At 34.4% G+C, this 14,220-nt stretch carries 21 protein-coding genes; 13 read left to right on the forward strand and 8 right to left on the reverse strand.

Translation table 11 applies throughout. From position 1 onward, the window contains the following. Positions 1–5: 5 nt before the first annotated feature. From HYD3684_RS05660 to HYD3684_RS05685, 6 genes are read right to left on the reverse strand one after another with little or no spacing between them, the layout of a single operon-like run. Positions 6–1,040: a glycosyltransferase gene (locus HYD3684_RS05660; protein ID WP_015419715.1), complete on the reverse strand. Its 1,035-nt coding sequence runs from the start codon at positions 1,038–1,040 to the stop codon at positions 6–8. Beyond that, on the reverse strand, positions 1,037–1,450 hold the full coding sequence (locus HYD3684_RS05665; RefSeq protein ID WP_015419716.1) for a protein-tyrosine-phosphatase: 414 nt from the start codon (positions 1,448–1,450) through the stop codon (positions 1,037–1,039). The genes HYD3684_RS05660 and HYD3684_RS05665 overlap by 4 nt, the downstream gene beginning before the upstream one ends. A gap of 19 nt (positions 1,451–1,469) precedes the next feature. Further along, positions 1,470–1,928, reverse strand: coding sequence for an N-acetyltransferase (locus tag HYD3684_RS05670; protein WP_015419717.1), 459 nt, complete (start codon positions 1,926–1,928; stop codon positions 1,470–1,472). Further along, positions 1,904–2,245 carry a DUF488 family protein gene (locus HYD3684_RS05675; protein WP_015419718.1) on the reverse strand — a complete coding sequence of 114 codons (342 nt, stop codon included), beginning with the start codon at positions 2,243–2,245 and terminating at the stop codon, positions 1,904–1,906. The genes HYD3684_RS05670 and HYD3684_RS05675 overlap by 25 nt, the downstream gene beginning before the upstream one ends. After that, on the reverse strand, positions 2,242–2,955 hold the full coding sequence (locus HYD3684_RS05680; RefSeq protein ID WP_015419719.1) for a dienelactone hydrolase family protein: 714 nt from the start codon (positions 2,953–2,955) through the stop codon (positions 2,242–2,244). Before HYD3684_RS05680 ends, HYD3684_RS05675 begins: the two co-directional genes overlap by 4 nt. A 30-nt stretch (positions 2,956–2,985) precedes the next feature. Beyond that, the gene (locus tag HYD3684_RS05685; protein WP_041112962.1) at positions 2,986–3,198 is read right to left on the reverse strand and encodes a hypothetical protein; all 213 of its coding nucleotides are present in this window, start codon (positions 3,196–3,198) and stop codon (positions 2,986–2,988) included. Between the two features lie 269 nt (positions 3,199–3,467). Here HYD3684_RS05685 and HYD3684_RS05690 point away from each other — a divergent pair, with 269 nt between their 5' ends. Beyond that, positions 3,468–3,839, forward strand: coding sequence for an STAS-like domain-containing protein (locus HYD3684_RS05690; RefSeq protein ID WP_015419720.1), 372 nt, complete (start codon positions 3,468–3,470; stop codon positions 3,837–3,839). Here HYD3684_RS05690 and HYD3684_RS05695 read toward each other — a convergent pair. Then, positions 3,818–4,678: an ATP-binding protein gene (locus tag HYD3684_RS05695; protein ID WP_015419721.1), complete on the reverse strand. Its 861-nt coding sequence runs from the start codon at positions 4,676–4,678 to the stop codon at positions 3,818–3,820. The genes HYD3684_RS05690 and HYD3684_RS05695 overlap by 22 nt on opposite strands. A gap of 2 nt (positions 4,679–4,680) precedes the next feature. Further along, positions 4,681–5,361, reverse strand: coding sequence for a signal peptidase I (gene lepB, locus HYD3684_RS05700; RefSeq protein WP_015419722.1), 681 nt, complete (start codon positions 5,359–5,361; stop codon positions 4,681–4,683). A gap of 67 nt (positions 5,362–5,428) precedes the next feature. Between lepB and glp the strand changes: the two genes are divergently transcribed. The 12 genes from glp to HYD3684_RS05760 all read left to right on the forward strand — a co-directional run bounded on the left by glp (position 5,429) and on the right by HYD3684_RS05760 (position 14,205). Continuing rightward, complete coding sequence (glp, locus tag HYD3684_RS05705; protein ID WP_015419723.1) at positions 5,429–6,646, forward strand: gephyrin-like molybdotransferase Glp; 1,218 nt, start codon at positions 5,429–5,431, stop codon at positions 6,644–6,646. Between the two features lie 22 nt (positions 6,647–6,668). Further along, positions 6,669–6,875 carry a sulfur carrier protein ThiS gene (gene thiS, locus HYD3684_RS05710; RefSeq protein WP_015419724.1) on the forward strand — a complete coding sequence of 69 codons (207 nt, stop codon included), beginning with the start codon at positions 6,669–6,671 and terminating at the stop codon, positions 6,873–6,875. Further along, on the forward strand, positions 6,876–7,667 hold the full coding sequence (locus tag HYD3684_RS05715; protein WP_015419725.1) for a thiazole synthase: 792 nt from the start codon (positions 6,876–6,878) through the stop codon (positions 7,665–7,667). It begins immediately after the preceding gene. Beyond that, positions 7,664–8,989: a protoporphyrinogen oxidase gene (hemG, locus tag HYD3684_RS05720; RefSeq protein ID WP_015419726.1), complete on the forward strand. Its 1,326-nt coding sequence runs from the start codon at positions 7,664–7,666 to the stop codon at positions 8,987–8,989. Before HYD3684_RS05715 ends, hemG begins: the two co-directional genes overlap by 4 nt. Next, positions 8,976–9,602, forward strand: a complete 627-nt coding sequence (locus HYD3684_RS05725) for a methyltransferase domain-containing protein (protein WP_015419727.1) — start codon at positions 8,976–8,978, stop codon at positions 9,600–9,602. Before hemG ends, HYD3684_RS05725 begins: the two co-directional genes overlap by 14 nt. A gap of 169 nt (positions 9,603–9,771) precedes the next feature. Then, positions 9,772–10,350 carry a class III extradiol ring-cleavage dioxygenase gene (locus tag HYD3684_RS05730; RefSeq protein ID WP_237698586.1) on the forward strand — a complete coding sequence of 193 codons (579 nt, stop codon included), beginning with the start codon at positions 9,772–9,774 and terminating at the stop codon, positions 10,348–10,350. Positions 10,351–10,386: 36 nt separating this feature from the next. After that, positions 10,387–10,692: a nucleotidyltransferase domain-containing protein gene (locus HYD3684_RS05735; protein WP_015419729.1), complete on the forward strand. Its 306-nt coding sequence runs from the start codon at positions 10,387–10,389 to the stop codon at positions 10,690–10,692. Then, positions 10,689–11,144, forward strand: coding sequence for a hypothetical protein (locus HYD3684_RS05740; RefSeq protein WP_015419730.1), 456 nt, complete (start codon positions 10,689–10,691; stop codon positions 11,142–11,144). Before HYD3684_RS05735 ends, HYD3684_RS05740 begins: the two co-directional genes overlap by 4 nt. A gap of 29 nt (positions 11,145–11,173) precedes the next feature. Beyond that, complete coding sequence (gene bamD / locus HYD3684_RS05745) at positions 11,174–12,100, forward strand: outer membrane protein assembly factor BamD (RefSeq protein WP_015419731.1); 927 nt, start codon at positions 11,174–11,176, stop codon at positions 12,098–12,100. Then, the gene (gene rsfS / locus HYD3684_RS05750; RefSeq protein ID WP_015419732.1) at positions 12,093–12,425 is read left to right on the forward strand and encodes a ribosome silencing factor; all 333 of its coding nucleotides are present in this window, start codon (positions 12,093–12,095) and stop codon (positions 12,423–12,425) included. The genes bamD and rsfS overlap by 8 nt, the downstream gene beginning before the upstream one ends. Continuing rightward, positions 12,422–13,531, forward strand: a complete 1,110-nt coding sequence (locus tag HYD3684_RS05755; protein ID WP_015419733.1) for a hypothetical protein — start codon at positions 12,422–12,424, stop codon at positions 13,529–13,531. Before rsfS ends, HYD3684_RS05755 begins: the two co-directional genes overlap by 4 nt. Beyond that, positions 13,528–14,205: a response regulator transcription factor gene (locus HYD3684_RS05760; protein WP_015419734.1), complete on the forward strand. Its 678-nt coding sequence runs from the start codon at positions 13,528–13,530 to the stop codon at positions 14,203–14,205. The genes HYD3684_RS05755 and HYD3684_RS05760 overlap by 4 nt, the downstream gene beginning before the upstream one ends. Positions 14,206–14,220 lie beyond the last annotated feature (15 nt).

The following is a 14,220-nucleotide window of genomic DNA, read 5'->3' on the forward strand; positions in this document are numbered from 1 at the left end:
ATATATCATATCAGATTTGATATATCCTCTTCAAACTTACTTAAAATGGCTTCTTTTGAGAATTTTCTTTTATATATCTCGTAAGAGTATTTTTGAGCTTCTAAAAGCTTATTCTTATCTATAAAAGAAAGAACGGCATCTTTTATGGCTTTTATATCTGTTGGATTTACCAAAAAACCATTCTTGCCTTCTTCTATCGCCTCTTTTATACCACCGACTATGGAACCTACAACGGCACAGCCGTTTGCCAAAGCTTCTATTGCAACCCTTGTCATGGCCTCATCGTACTTTGATAGTATTAAAACAACATCTGCAATCTGATAGTAAGGGTAAACATCTTTTTGAAAGCCTACAAAATTTACATTTAAACTATTTTCTTCTGAAAAAGCTTTTGCTTTGCTTAGCTCTTGACCATCTCCCACCACATAAAATTCAAACTCTTGATAGGGCTTTAGCTCTTTGGCAAGATGCAAAAACTCCCAAATACCTTTAGCCTCTATAACTTTTCCTACAAAAAGAACTTTTATCTTATCTGTACTTTGCTTTTTAGGGTTTCCTTCTTCTACTAAGTTGTAAAGCACTCTTAGTTTGTCTTCTTTAACTCCTTTTGATAAAAGCTCTTGCCTTAGTTTTTCACTTACTGTATAGACTATGTCCATATTTGATAGTATTAGCCTTGCCACCAAAGGGTTTTTCAGATTCTCCATATGTCTAAAAGCTATAACCTTTTTTCTTAAAAGCTTTGATACGATAAGAGCTATTTCATACTCCTTAGCGTTGTTGGCTATTATGACATCTGGGTTTATTTTTTTTGTAAATTCATATATCTTTTTAAAAGCTTTTAAATCAAAAGAATAGCGCGTAGTTACATAACATTTTTCAATATCACGTGTGTTTTTGTCTACGTAGTTGTCTTTAGATAAGCACAAGCTTACGTTAAAGCCTCTTTGTTTTATGGCCTTTACAAAAGTTACGCTATGAAGTTCTATTCCACCAAAATTTGGGTTTTCATTTGTTGCTAACCACAGTATTTTTTTCATTTGGATAATTTGTCATATCTAAATAAATCCTTCAAAAACCTTTCTATTTTGTCTATAGTTTTTTTTAACTCTTCCCTTGTCAATGGATAAGGCTCTTCCACAAGCCAAGTTTCTCGTCTTTCGTGGGATATTATGTAGGGACAGGTTTTATCTAGTTTATCACATATCACTATAAGCACATCTAACTCTTCATAAGGTATATCTTCCAATGCGTTGTTTTTAACGTTGGCTGTGTTTAGTCCTTTTTCTTCTAAAAGCTTTAAGACGCTAACATCTATCTCTTGATCGGGTTCAAGGCTCGCTGAATATACTTCTGCCTTTAGGCCAAGTTCTTTTAGCATTTTTAAAGCTAAAGCTTGTGCTATAATGCTTCTGTTGGAATGTTTATCACACACAAAACCTATTTTCATATTAATATTATATCGTTTTTTAGGCTTTTAAAAGTTTTGACATAGCTATTTCATCACAGGAAGGAAACTTTGAGCAATTTATGCATTCTCCCCATATTTTGTGAGGCAGCGTTTCTTTTTTTATAAGCTCAAAACCCATTTTTTTAAAAAAATCCACCTGATAAGTTAGGACAAATACAGTTTTTATATCGTATTCTTTAGCCTCTTTTAAACAAGCTTCCACCAATGCTCTCCCTATCCCTTTTTTTGTATAGTTTTTTTCTACCGCTAAAGACTTTATCTCTGCCAAATCTTCCCATACTATATGAAGAGCGCAAACACCTATGATGTTATTATCTTCTGTTGCTACAAAAAAATCCCTTATGTTTTCATATATAGAACTAAGGCTTCTTGGCAGTAAAACACCACTCTTAGCGTAATCGTTTATAAGCTCATGTATGTAAGGGGCATCTTTTATTTTTGCTTTTCTAATATCCAATCTAGATACTCCTTTAAGACAACGGCGTTGTTTTGAGGTTCTTTTGAAGCGTATAAAAGCGTTATAGTGTTTTGTTTGGCTAATTCTAATAATTCTTTTGTGTCTTTTTCCTTAAGCTCTTCTATGTATTTTTTCTTAAAAGCCTCAAAATCTTTGCTTTCATGATAAAACTTTCTAATTTCATCAGAAGGAGCTATATCTTTTAGCCATAAATCTATCTTATCTTTTTTTATACCTCGTGGCCAAAGTCTATCCACTAATATTCTTAAACCATCAGTTTCTTCTTTTGGTTCGTATACTCTTTTTGTTTTAATCATCTAAATATCTCTTGGAAAAACAAGAGCATGTGGTTCCAAGATCTTTTATCCGCAAGTTCGTTGTAGGCGGTTCCTTTTGATTTATCGTTACCCGCTGCTTTTTCTGTAAAAGAATGCACTGCGTCAGCATACATGATAATCTGATAATCGGCTTTTCTTTCATTCATCTCTTTAATAAAAGCCTCTACCTGAGACATGGGTACAAAAGGATCATCTACTCCATGGCAAACCAATATTTTGGCTTTTATGGGATTTCTATTGATATCCAGAGTAGCAAGACCACCATGAAAGCTTACAACACCTTTTATATCTTCGTTTGACCTTGCAAGCTCAAGAACAGCGCTACCGCCAAAACAATAACCAATGGCCCCTATGTAATCATCTTTCACAAGATCTACAGTTTTTATAGCATTTAGTGCATCTTTAAGTCTTTTTCTCAAAATAAGGTAATTTTCTTTGTAATAAGAAGAGAGTTTAGCGGCTTCTTCTCTATCTTTTGGTCTTACTCCTTTGCCATAAACATCTACAGCAAGAGCTACATAGCCAAGAGAAGCAAGTGTCTCGCACTTTTCTTTTACAAAATCACCTACACCCATCCAATTTGGCACCACTAAAACCCCAGGTCTTTTGATATTGGAGCTTTCTTCGTAAGCCAAATACCCTTCACAGGTTATATCTTCCGATCTATAATCAAAATTTTTAGCTATCATACTATAAATATAAATCTTTTAGAAGGTTTGTTAAGGGGTAGGATAACAGGCGTTAAGACAGTTTGTCTCGCAGCTTTTAGCTAAGCCTTGACACTCTTGTTTGCAGTAATCTTTGCATGAAATTGAAGGTGGTGGTGCTTGAGATGTGTTTTGAGCGCTAGTGTTTTCTTTGGTTTGTTGCTTTGAAGAACATCCTATCATTATAAAAGCAAAAATACCCAAAAGAAAAATTTTCTTCTTCATAGGTAATATATGATAGCATATTTCTCAATTAGGTGTATAAGTTCACTGTGCAGTGAACTTATAAATTGTGGCAGACTTGAGGTCGTGGCAGAGTTATGCGATACCGTCGCTCTAGTGTGCTGTAAGCATTTCTTACACTACCAGTACCTGTTCCCTCGTCAATTACCGACAAGTATGCCACGCAATAGTAAAATGCGATGTTATCGCTCTATAGTTGTAAATTTTTCAAAAATATATATAATGAATTATAGTGTTTTTTAGGAGAGATTATGAAGAGTGGTGTTGAGATTACAAAGCAAGGGATTAGAAATGATGAAATGCAGGGTGCGGCTGTTATAAAACTTAAAGAGTTATTTCCTGAACTGGACTCTTTGACTGCAAGAGAAACCGGAGTTATAGTAAGGAAAATGATGGAAGAGCTCTTAGAAAAAAATGTGAAAATTATTTTGGATTTTGAGGGTATTGAACTTATTACACAAGGGTTTGGGGACGAAATAGTAGGGGTATTCGTTAGAAAAAATGGGGTAGATTTTGTTAAAAACAAAATAAAAGTTATTAATGCAAACAATTTTATTCGTGGTACGCTAAACTGGGTGATATCTTACAGTAAGAAGATGGCTCAAAGCACTTCTTCATCCTGATCCCATATATATATTTTGAAAAACTCATCTTTAGAGAATTCTATTTCATCTTCAAAAAATTCAAAAGCTACTATTGATCCTTTCCAGTCTGTATTTTGAAACTCTTGTACAGTTAAATGGTTATCTCTGTCCAATCTTACCATGCCGTTGTTGGAAATTATCATTAGTTTTCCATTTGTCTTTTCTATTATCGTTTTCAGAGCGTAAAGTCCGTATCCAACATTATTATTTTGAGAATAATAAGTATTTATTTTTGCCGGTGGGCTACTAACACCTTTTTCAAGAGCTTTTAAAATCGCGTCCTGTTCCGTATTTACTTGATATCGCTTTTGTATATTGTGTAAAAATCCTACCCCTCTATCTACTACAACTATTTGCAATCTTCTCTGGGCTGGGAAGTATTGACCAGTAATTATAGCTCCAATAGGACTAAGTGAATGTTGAATGGCATTGTGTAATATCTCTCCTACCATGTAATCTAAATAACTCTTCAAATCTTTTTTGTCTTCATAATTCAGATCATCAAAATTGTCCATTATCTTTTTTACCAATCTATCTCTACTGATATCTACATTACCAATCTTTACAACCTCTAAAGGAATGTAAGTTCTACTTTCATCGTAATGAGCCTCATTTAACGTTTTAAAATACGAATAAAAGCGTGAATTTGGATCTGATTTAATCTCAACATCTTCTATCTCTTGTTTTATAGCTTTTAGTATAGCTATACCAACAGGTTCTACGTAATGATAACTTGAAACATCAATAATACCATTTTCTATCTTTGTAAAATCACATATATTGTTGTGTAAGTTGTCAAAAGTTAGTTCTTTTCTCATGATTACCTTCTCATTAGTTGCATACCTATTCTATCTATCCTTGGGCTTATAAGGGCTAAAAATAGCTGTCTTAGACCAATGAGGGGGCTATTTTCGGCGGTGGTAAGAGATGGGACATGACCAGAGAAGTATATAACAAAAGCATCGCCTATTAGGTCTTTTCTTGGCACAAAGCCCCAATACCTGCTGTCTTCTGAGTTGTCTCTGTTGTCTCCCATCACAAAATAATCACCAGGTGGGACCACTACGTCTACGTTTCTTCTTGGTACAAAAGGATGTTTGTAAATAGCTATAAGATGTTTTCTAAACTTTCCATCGCCTATTGGAAGATATTCATAGTAAATAAGCTTTCTATCGGTTTGTTTTACAAATTGCCATTTTACTTCTTTGCCGTTTATATAAAGGGTTTGACCTTTTACTACTATGTGATCTCCAGGGACGCCTATTATACGTTTGATAAAATCTATATTTGGATTCACCGGCCACTTGAAAACCACAATATCCCCTCTTTTTGGCTGTGATATCTCATAAGCCAATCTATTTACAAGCACAAAATCCCCCACATCAAGGGTTGGCTTCATAGAACCAGATGGTATATTGAAAGCCTCCACCACAAAAGCCCTTAAAAAAATCACCACTATTACGATGATTATTAATTCTTTTATCTCTTTTAAAAAGTTCATTTGGTATATTATACTAAAAGCCTATAAAATTTGCATGAAAAGGGTAAAACAATGCTAAAATAAAATTATGATAGATTTTGAAGAGGCCTTAAGAATTATTTTAAACAATACAAAAACTTTGGATAGTGAGCGTATATTTTTAGACCAAGCACTAAATAGAGTGCTTTTTAAAGACATCTACGCCAAAGAAAACATACCAAGCTTTGATAACTCGGCAATGGATGGTTTTGCGCTTTTAAATGAAGATTTATTGCCTTTGAAAAACGCACTGCCGGTAAAGCTAAAGATAGCTGGAGAAGTATCAGCAGGAGCAAAACCAATACCTATTAAAAAAGGAGAAGCTGTTAAGATATACACAGGGGCTCCCATACCACAAGGGGCTGATACTGTAATAGAACTTGAACTTACAAAAGTAAACGCCGATGAAGTAGAGATTTTAGCTTATAAAGAAAAAGGATCAAACATAAGAAAAATAGGTGAAGATATCAAAAAAGGCGATTTATTGCTTGAATCTGGCAAAGTACTAAGAGGATATGAGCTTGGTATTTTGGCTTCTCAGAATATAGTTACATTGGATGTGTTTAGAATGCCAAGGGTAGGTATTTTTGTCACCGGGGATGAGGTCTTAGATGTAGGACAAGAAAAAACCAGCGATGCTCAAATAAGAAGCTCAAACCATATAAGCATAATGGGACTTTTGGAAAGCATGGGTGTAAAACCAACATTTTTGGGTATAATAAAAGATGACAAAGAATCAATAAAAAACACCTTAAACCGTATAGAGGAGTTTGATATTCTTATATCCACTGGTGGAGTATCTGTAAGCGATAAAGATTTTACAAAAGAAGCGGTAAAAGAGTTAGGTTTTGATGTTAAATTTCATAAAGTAGCTGTAAAGCCTGGAAAACCTATGATGTTTGCTACAAAAGGCGATAAGCTGTTTTTTGGACTTCCGGGAAATCCAGTATCTTGTGTTACAAACTTTGATATATTTGTAAGACCTTCTATCAAAAAAATGATGGGCTACAAAGATATTATAAAACCTTTCATGAGAGCGAAACTAATAGCCCCAATAAAAAGAAAATCTTCAGATAGACTTGAGTTTCTAAGAGGTATATTAAATTTAGAACAAGAGCTTTTGGTGGAGGCTCTTCCTAAGCAAGGTTCTCACATGCTTACAGAGTTTAGAAGCGCCAATTGTTATATATTGGTACCAAAGGGTGTCAACGAAATACCTGCTGGGGAATTTGTGGATGTAATAATGTTTTCATCATACATAAGATAAGTTTTTTAATTAAATTTTTAATGTGCGTATCAAGGTAAACGGTGAATATTTTGATTTTGAAAAGCCCATAAACATTTTGGAGCTTATAGAAACTTTTGGAGTAAAACTAAGGCCCGTGGGTCTTGCTGTTGCCGTCAATGAAGACATCATACCAAAATCCAAGTATCAAGAAGTCTTCATAAAAGATGGCGATTGTGTTGAGATTATAGAGTTAGTAGGAGGTGGTTAAATGGAAGATCTCATGTCTTTTGATCCTTTGGTAATAGCTGGAAGAGAGTTTAAGTCTAGGCTGTTCATAGGTTCTGGTAAGTTTAAAAGCTTTCAAGAAAACAAAGAAGTATTAGAAGCATCTGGTGCTGAAGTAATAACGGTAGCTGTAAGAAGGGTAAATATCACGGACAGAACAAAAGAAAACCTACTTGATTACATAGATCCAAACAAATACCTCATACTTCCAAACACCGCTGGTTGCTATACGGCAAAAGATGCTATAAACACAGCTATGCTTGCAAGAGAAGCCACTGGCATAGATTGGATAAAATTAGAGGTGATAGGAGATCAAAAAACCCTATACCCAGATATGGAACAAACTCTAGAAGCAGCTAAAATACTTGTAAAAGAAGGATTCAAGGTGCTACCATACATATTTGACGATCCTATAGCCGCTAAAAAGCTTGAAGATATTGGATGTGTAGCGGTTATGCCACTGGCAAGCCCTATAGGTTCTGGTCTTGGTGTTCAAAATAGATACAACATTATGTTTATAAAAGAGGCTGTATCTGTGCCTGTAATAGTAGATGCTGGTATAGGAAGTGCTGCCGATATTCCTATCGTTTTTGAGCTTGGAGCAGATGCGGTACTAACAAACACAGCCTTGGCAGAGGCTCAAAATCCTATTTTGATGGCAAAAGCCATGAAACATGCCTGGATAGCAGGTAGGATGTCTTATTTAGCCGGTAGGATGCCGAAAAGAACATACGCAGTCCCATCATCTCCTTTAACGGGAGTGCCTTTTAAATGAAAGACGCCGTTGTAATAGGTGCAGGTGTTAGTGGAATAGTAGCAGCTTATACGCTTAAAAAAGCTGGTTTTGATCCTCTTGTTATAGAAAAAGAGCCTCACATAGGTGGTTCTACCCATACTTTGAGAGAAGATGGCCGTATCATAGAGCTTGGCGTACAATCTGTGCTTGGCCAAGATGAGTTTATGGCTTTTGCCAAAGAACTAAATCTAAAACCTCTACATCCACCAAAAGAGCACGCCAACACAAGATACGTATATTTAAACGGTCAACTTAAAAGGATGCCATCAAACCCGATTGAGTTTTTAACCTCCGATTTTTTTTCTATATTTGGTAAAATCAGGCTTTTAAGAGAGCCATTTATACCACCAAAAGACGATCTCAAAGAAAGTATAAGCGATTTTGTAACAAGGCGTCTTGGTAAAGAGTTTTTGGATAAGATAGTAGAACCCTTTGTATGCGGTATATACGCTGGAGACCCGGATAAGCTGTCTGCCAAATACGCCGTTAGAAGGGTAAAAGCCTTAGAAGATGAATATGGGTCTATCATAAAAGGTTCTATGAAGAAAAAAGCCCTTGGCCCTCAAGGAGAGATCACATCTTTTGAAGGTGGGCTTTTAACATTTTTAGAAAAAATGGCTTCTGGCATAGATATATCTTTGGAAAATGTGGCACTTAAAATCACTAAAAAAGATGATATATATACTATAGATACTAAAAGCGGTAAAATTCAAACAAAATCTATACTAATAGCCACACCAGCCTACAGTGCATCTTATCTTCTTAGAAATCTCACTTGGAGCATGTCTGCGGAATTAGACCAGATAGAGTATGCACCTGTTATAGTGATAAGTGCTATCGTAAAACATACCCTTCCAAAGGGTTTTGGGTTTTTAATACCAAGAAAAGAAAATACCATCATGCTTGGAGCACTTTTTTCAAGCAATCTATTTAAAATCTGCAAAGAAGATGAGAATATTATCACTATATATGTAGGCGGTGAAAGAAGAAAAGATGTAGCAGATTGGCCAGAGGAAAAGATATTGTCCGAAGTGAAAAAAGAGCTTAAAAAAATCCTTGGTATAGAGGATTTTGAAAAATATTATTTCAAAAAATGGAAAAAAGCCATACCTCAGTACAACATAGGCTACGAGAGATTTATAAACACAGTAAAGGATATAGAGAACATGAACAAAGGTGTGTTTATAGCAGGAAACTATATTGAAGGTAATTCTTTTAACGATTCTTTAAGATACGCCATGAAAAAAGCAAACGAACAGATTTTATTTCTTAAAAAAGGAGTGGCTCATGCACAAGTTTAATCCAGAACATTTACATCGTCTTGACAACGAAGAGCGTCTTGAGCTTTTTGACCCAGAGAAAACTCTAAAACAGTTTGGCCTAAAACCAGGTTATAAAGTGCTCGATGTGGGCACAGGAACTGGTTTTTATCTTCCTTACCTTAGCAAGATGGTAGGCCCAGAGGGAAAAGTTTATGCCATAGACTCTCAGCCGGCAGCAGTGGAGTATGCAAAAAACAAGGTAGAAAAGCTTTGTCTTCAAAACGTAGTAGTGCTTCAATCTGAAGAAAATAAAATTCCACTTCCCGATCAGATAATAGATTTTGCATATATGGCTTTTGTATTTCATGAGCTTACAAATCCTGGTGAGTTTTTATCCGAGCTTTTAAGAGTATTAAAGCCTGGTGGTTTGATAGGTATTGTAGAATGGAAAAAAGAGGACAGAGATAAAGGTCCACCAAAAGAAGAAGTACCTTCCGAATGGGAGCTTGGCCTTGCATTAGAAGACGTTGGTATAAAAGTAGGGCGTATGGTGGATCTTGGTAAATACTGCTACGGGGTTTACGCTATGGCACCAGACCCAGAGTTAGAAAAGAAGATGAATAACCCCATAAAGATACCCCCAAGCTTATAACCCCCAAGCTTATAAAACTTTATTATGATATATTTTATATCGCATGGGTCTCCCATGCTTTTATTGGAAAACAACGATTTTACAAAGATGTTGAAAAATCAAGAAAAAACGGATAAAATCTTCAAAATACATTATAGTACTATCTCCTCACTGGCTTACAGAAGAGCCGATGATAAGCGAAAACCCTTATCCTATTATTTATGATTTTTACGGCTTTCCAAAAGAGCTTTATTCTATAGATTACAAGGCTTTTACCGATAAAAACATTGTAGATAGCATATCTTCTAAGCTTCACTTGGCAAAAACCAAAAGGGGTTTAGACCATGGAGCATGGGCTTTGCTCTATCACATGCTAAAAGACGCCTCTTTACCTATAGTACAAATTAGCATACCCATTGGTAAAGATCTTGATTTTTATATAGATTTTGGTGAGAAATTATCGCACTTTAAAGATGAAGCAAGCATTTTGTTTAGTGGGGGTGCCATACACAATCTAATGCTTATAAAAGATACTACAGAAGATTGGGCTTACGAGTTTAACGGTTTTATAAAAAACGCAGTTTTAAACCATGATATCAAAAGCCTAAAAAACTTCAAACATCATAGATACGCCAATCTCGCCCACCCTACTATAGAGCATTTTATACCACTTTTTTACTTTATAGGTGCTTGCCAAAGACCAACGCTCCTCTACGATGGTTTTGAGATGGGTAATCTCTCCCTTCTTAATTTTGGGTGTATAAATTAGTTTTTTGCTTTTAAAAACTATAAAATATAATAATATATGGATAGACGAATAAGGCTTAAAGATGAAGAGATAGAGATTATAAAAGAAGTGGCAATTGAGATATTTGGGGAAGATGCAAAGGTTTATATATTTGGCAGCAGGGTAGATTTAACAAAAAAAGGTGGTGATATAGATATTTTCATAGAAACCCAAAAGGAAGTTTCTCTTAATCAAGAGATTGAGTTTTTAGCAAAGCTTGAGATAAAAGGCGTTGAAAGGAGTGTCGACGTTTTGATAAAAGCCAAAAACAGAGATAATAAACCAATCTTTGAAGAGGCAAAAAGAACAGGCGTTTTGATATGAAGCTTTTAGAAGAAAATTTAAAAGTATCTTATTTACATCTAGAGAGGCTAAAAACTTTATCTTCTGATATTTTACAAAACAACATGCTTGAAAAATTAGAAGATTTTGAAACCATAAAAACAATAGATGCCTTTGTTTATAGGTTTTTAAAGCTTCAAGATTATATGGGGCAAAAACTTTTTAAAAATTTTTTAACATCTTTAGGAGAAGATTGTGATAATCTAAGTTTTGTAGATATCTTAGACAAGCTTGAAAAGTTGAATATTATACCAAGTACCGATGAATGGATACAAATAAGAAAATTAAGAAACAAACTTACCCACGAATATCCAGATAATATATCCCTTGTAAAAGATGAAATCATCCTTGCCATTGAAAAAATAAGAAACTTTGAAGAGGTATTAAGAAGCATATCTTCATATGTTAAAGATAGAAAGCTTTTAGATTTTTAAAAAATGCTTTGGAGTGGTATAATATCTATATGAAAAGATACTTTAAAGTGTTTACTCTTTCTATGGTGATTTTGGGAGCTTCTTTGATGGTTAGCTCATGTGCTAAGGTAACCCAGAAAGAAAGGGAGCAAAGGGCTATAAAAGGATATATCAAAGGCTCGGAAGCTTTTACAAACGGAGATTACTCTTCTGCGGAAGAAAACCTAAAAAGAGCTTTAAAATACCTTGAAAACCTTACCCCAGAGCAAATAGAAAGAGCTAGGTTTATGCTGGCTAAAAGCTATTATCTTGATCAGGATTATACAAATGCCATCATATACCTTGAAAGCTTTCTATACTACTATCCAAACTCCCCAGAAGCCCCTCAAGCCACATACATGCTTATAAAAAGCTATTATAAAATAGCTCCGGACGCCTATAGAGATCAAACCTACACTTACAAAGCTATAGACTTGGCAAAGGAATTTTTGAGCAAATACCCAAACAACCCTTACGACTCGGATGTAAGAGCCCTTATAGATGAAGCCAGACAAAAAATAGCAAAACACGATGAGCTTATAGCAAAATTTTACGAAGATTACGGTTTTTACTATCCGGCTGCCGAACGCTACAAAGACATGCTAATAAACGACACGCAGTATATATCCAAAACAAAAACCTACTACAGGCTAATAAAAAATCTTTTGCTAGTACCAAAACAAGCTAAAAGGTATGAAGATAAGTATAAGGATATGCTAAAAAAAGATGAAGACAAACTTCGTCACGCAAAAGCCCAAGACAAACCATTTATAGAAAAACGTATAAAATTCTGGAAACTTCAGATAAAAAGATGGGAAGATTTAGCAAAAAAATCAAGAAAAGAAGGTTTAGAATACTTTGAAAAGTATAAAAAAATATTTGGCAATACACCTTACGTATCAAAACTGGAGAGAATAATAAAAGAAACAAATGGATAAGCTTAAACTTATAAAAACGTTGTTGGAAGATAAAAAAGCAGAAGATATATCGGTTTTAGACGTTAGAAAACACACGAATATAGCCGATTATTTTATAATAGCTACCGCCAATTCAAGCGTTCATGCAAAAGCTTTAGCAGAACATTTGGAAAAAGAGCTAAAAAATAGAGGCATTAACATAGACCACGTAGAAGGTTTAAACGAACATGCTCAATGGATATTGATAGATTTGCTAGATATTATAGTGCATATACAAACCAAAGAGGCTAGAGAGTATTACAACCTTGACTGGCTTTGGTCAAATGCGGAGAGGGTAAGCTTATGAAGTTTGTAAACATTTTAAAAATTTTATTTTTGGGGCTTTTAATAATATTTTTCATTGTATTTATAGCCCAACACATGTACGATGTGAATGTATACTTCCTAACCTATACGTTTAAAGTACCTTTGTTTGTGTTGGTGCTTAGCTTTACTTTCATAGGTTTTATAATACCTACTTTGATATTTTCTTTTAGAGAGAGAAACCTAAGTTCAAAGCTATCAAATATTTTTAACATATCAAAAGCTGCATTTTTTTCAAAATATCAAAAGCCAAAAACAAACTTAGACATCATAAAAGATATCAAACCCCTTTACTTTATACTAGCAAATATATTAAAACAAACACCCAACTACGATACAGATATGTACAGTGAATTTGAAAGGGCAAAATCTCTAAGGATTGAAAACCCTCAAGAAGCTATTAGAATTTTAGATAATATTGAAGAAAAGTATCCAGCTTTTCAGCTAAAAAGAGATATACTTTTTGATATAAAAGATTACCAAGGAGCATACGATACTCAAAACCAAGTTTTAAAACTAACACCTAGATCTGAAAAACCCTATCAAAAAGATATATTAAACACCATAAAGAGTTTAAACGCTTTAAACATAGAAGATAAAACAAAATGCCTAGATGAGCTAGAAGATGCCTTTGGCGATACAAAAAACGAAATAACAGGATTTTTATATGTATCAGAGCTTTTAGCCCAAGAAAAAACAAAAGATGCCTCAAAGACAATAGACAGCTTAAGCCAGTTAAACTTGCAAGATAAAATTTTGTTGGTGGGATGCTCATTGCCAGAAAGAGCCGTTTACTTGATGAGTACAAACATAGAAAAAAGCGCTTCAAAAGATGTGCTTAGTATATTTTTTATACATATAGGAGCTCCTCAAAAGATAAAGGTTTTAGCAGATACCAGTACCGGCAACGAAATTGTAGATTTTCTCCTAAAAGCTTATCAAGATCAATCCCAAAAAGAGGGGTTTGATATTGTTTTTAAAAACCTAAAACTATGGAAATGTAAAGATTGCGGTAATGCTTTTAAAAATTATTCTCCAAAGTGCTCTTGTGATAGTTGGTTTAGTCTAGAACCTCATATAAGCTTATGAGTCTTAAAGCTCTTATAGTAGAAGATGATGAGCTTTTACTAGAAACGTTAGAAAAGGGGTTTAGACACGAGGGATTTGAAGTAGATATAGCAAAAGACGGCTTTCAGGCTCTTCAAAAGGCAAAAACAAACAGCTACGATATCATAATTCTCGATGTTGTAATTCCCAAAATAGACGGTGTAAAAGTATGTAAACAGTTAAGACTTCAAAGTGAAATCCCCATTATTATGCTAACGGCAAAATCCCAGCTAGAGGATAAGCTAGAGGGCCTTGAAGCAGGAGCAGACGATTACATCACAAAGCCCTTTTCTTTTAAAGAACTGATAATGAGGGTAAAAACCGTTTTAAGACGTTATAACAAAGTGCAAGAAGAAAAGATAGTTTTAAAAGACCTCACAATGGATTTAAAAGATTTTAAAGTGTTTTATAAAGGAAAAGCCATAAACCTTACACCAAAAGAGTTTGAGCTTTTAAAAGTTTTAGCTCAAAATCCAAACAAGATCATAAGAAGAGAAGTGCTATTAAACAAAGTATGGGGCATAGCCTCCGATTACGATTCAAACATCGTAGATGTCTATATAAAAAATATTCGGAACAAACTAGACGACAAACCCCCAAAACTCATCCTCACCATAAGAGGAAGAGGCTATATGCTAAGCACAGAGCAAAGTTGATGTTATTATATTAAA

The sequence above is a fragment of the Hydrogenobaculum sp. 3684 genome (assembly GCF_000213785.1).
GTDB lineage: Bacteria > Aquificota > Aquificia > Aquificales > Aquificaceae > Hydrogenobaculum.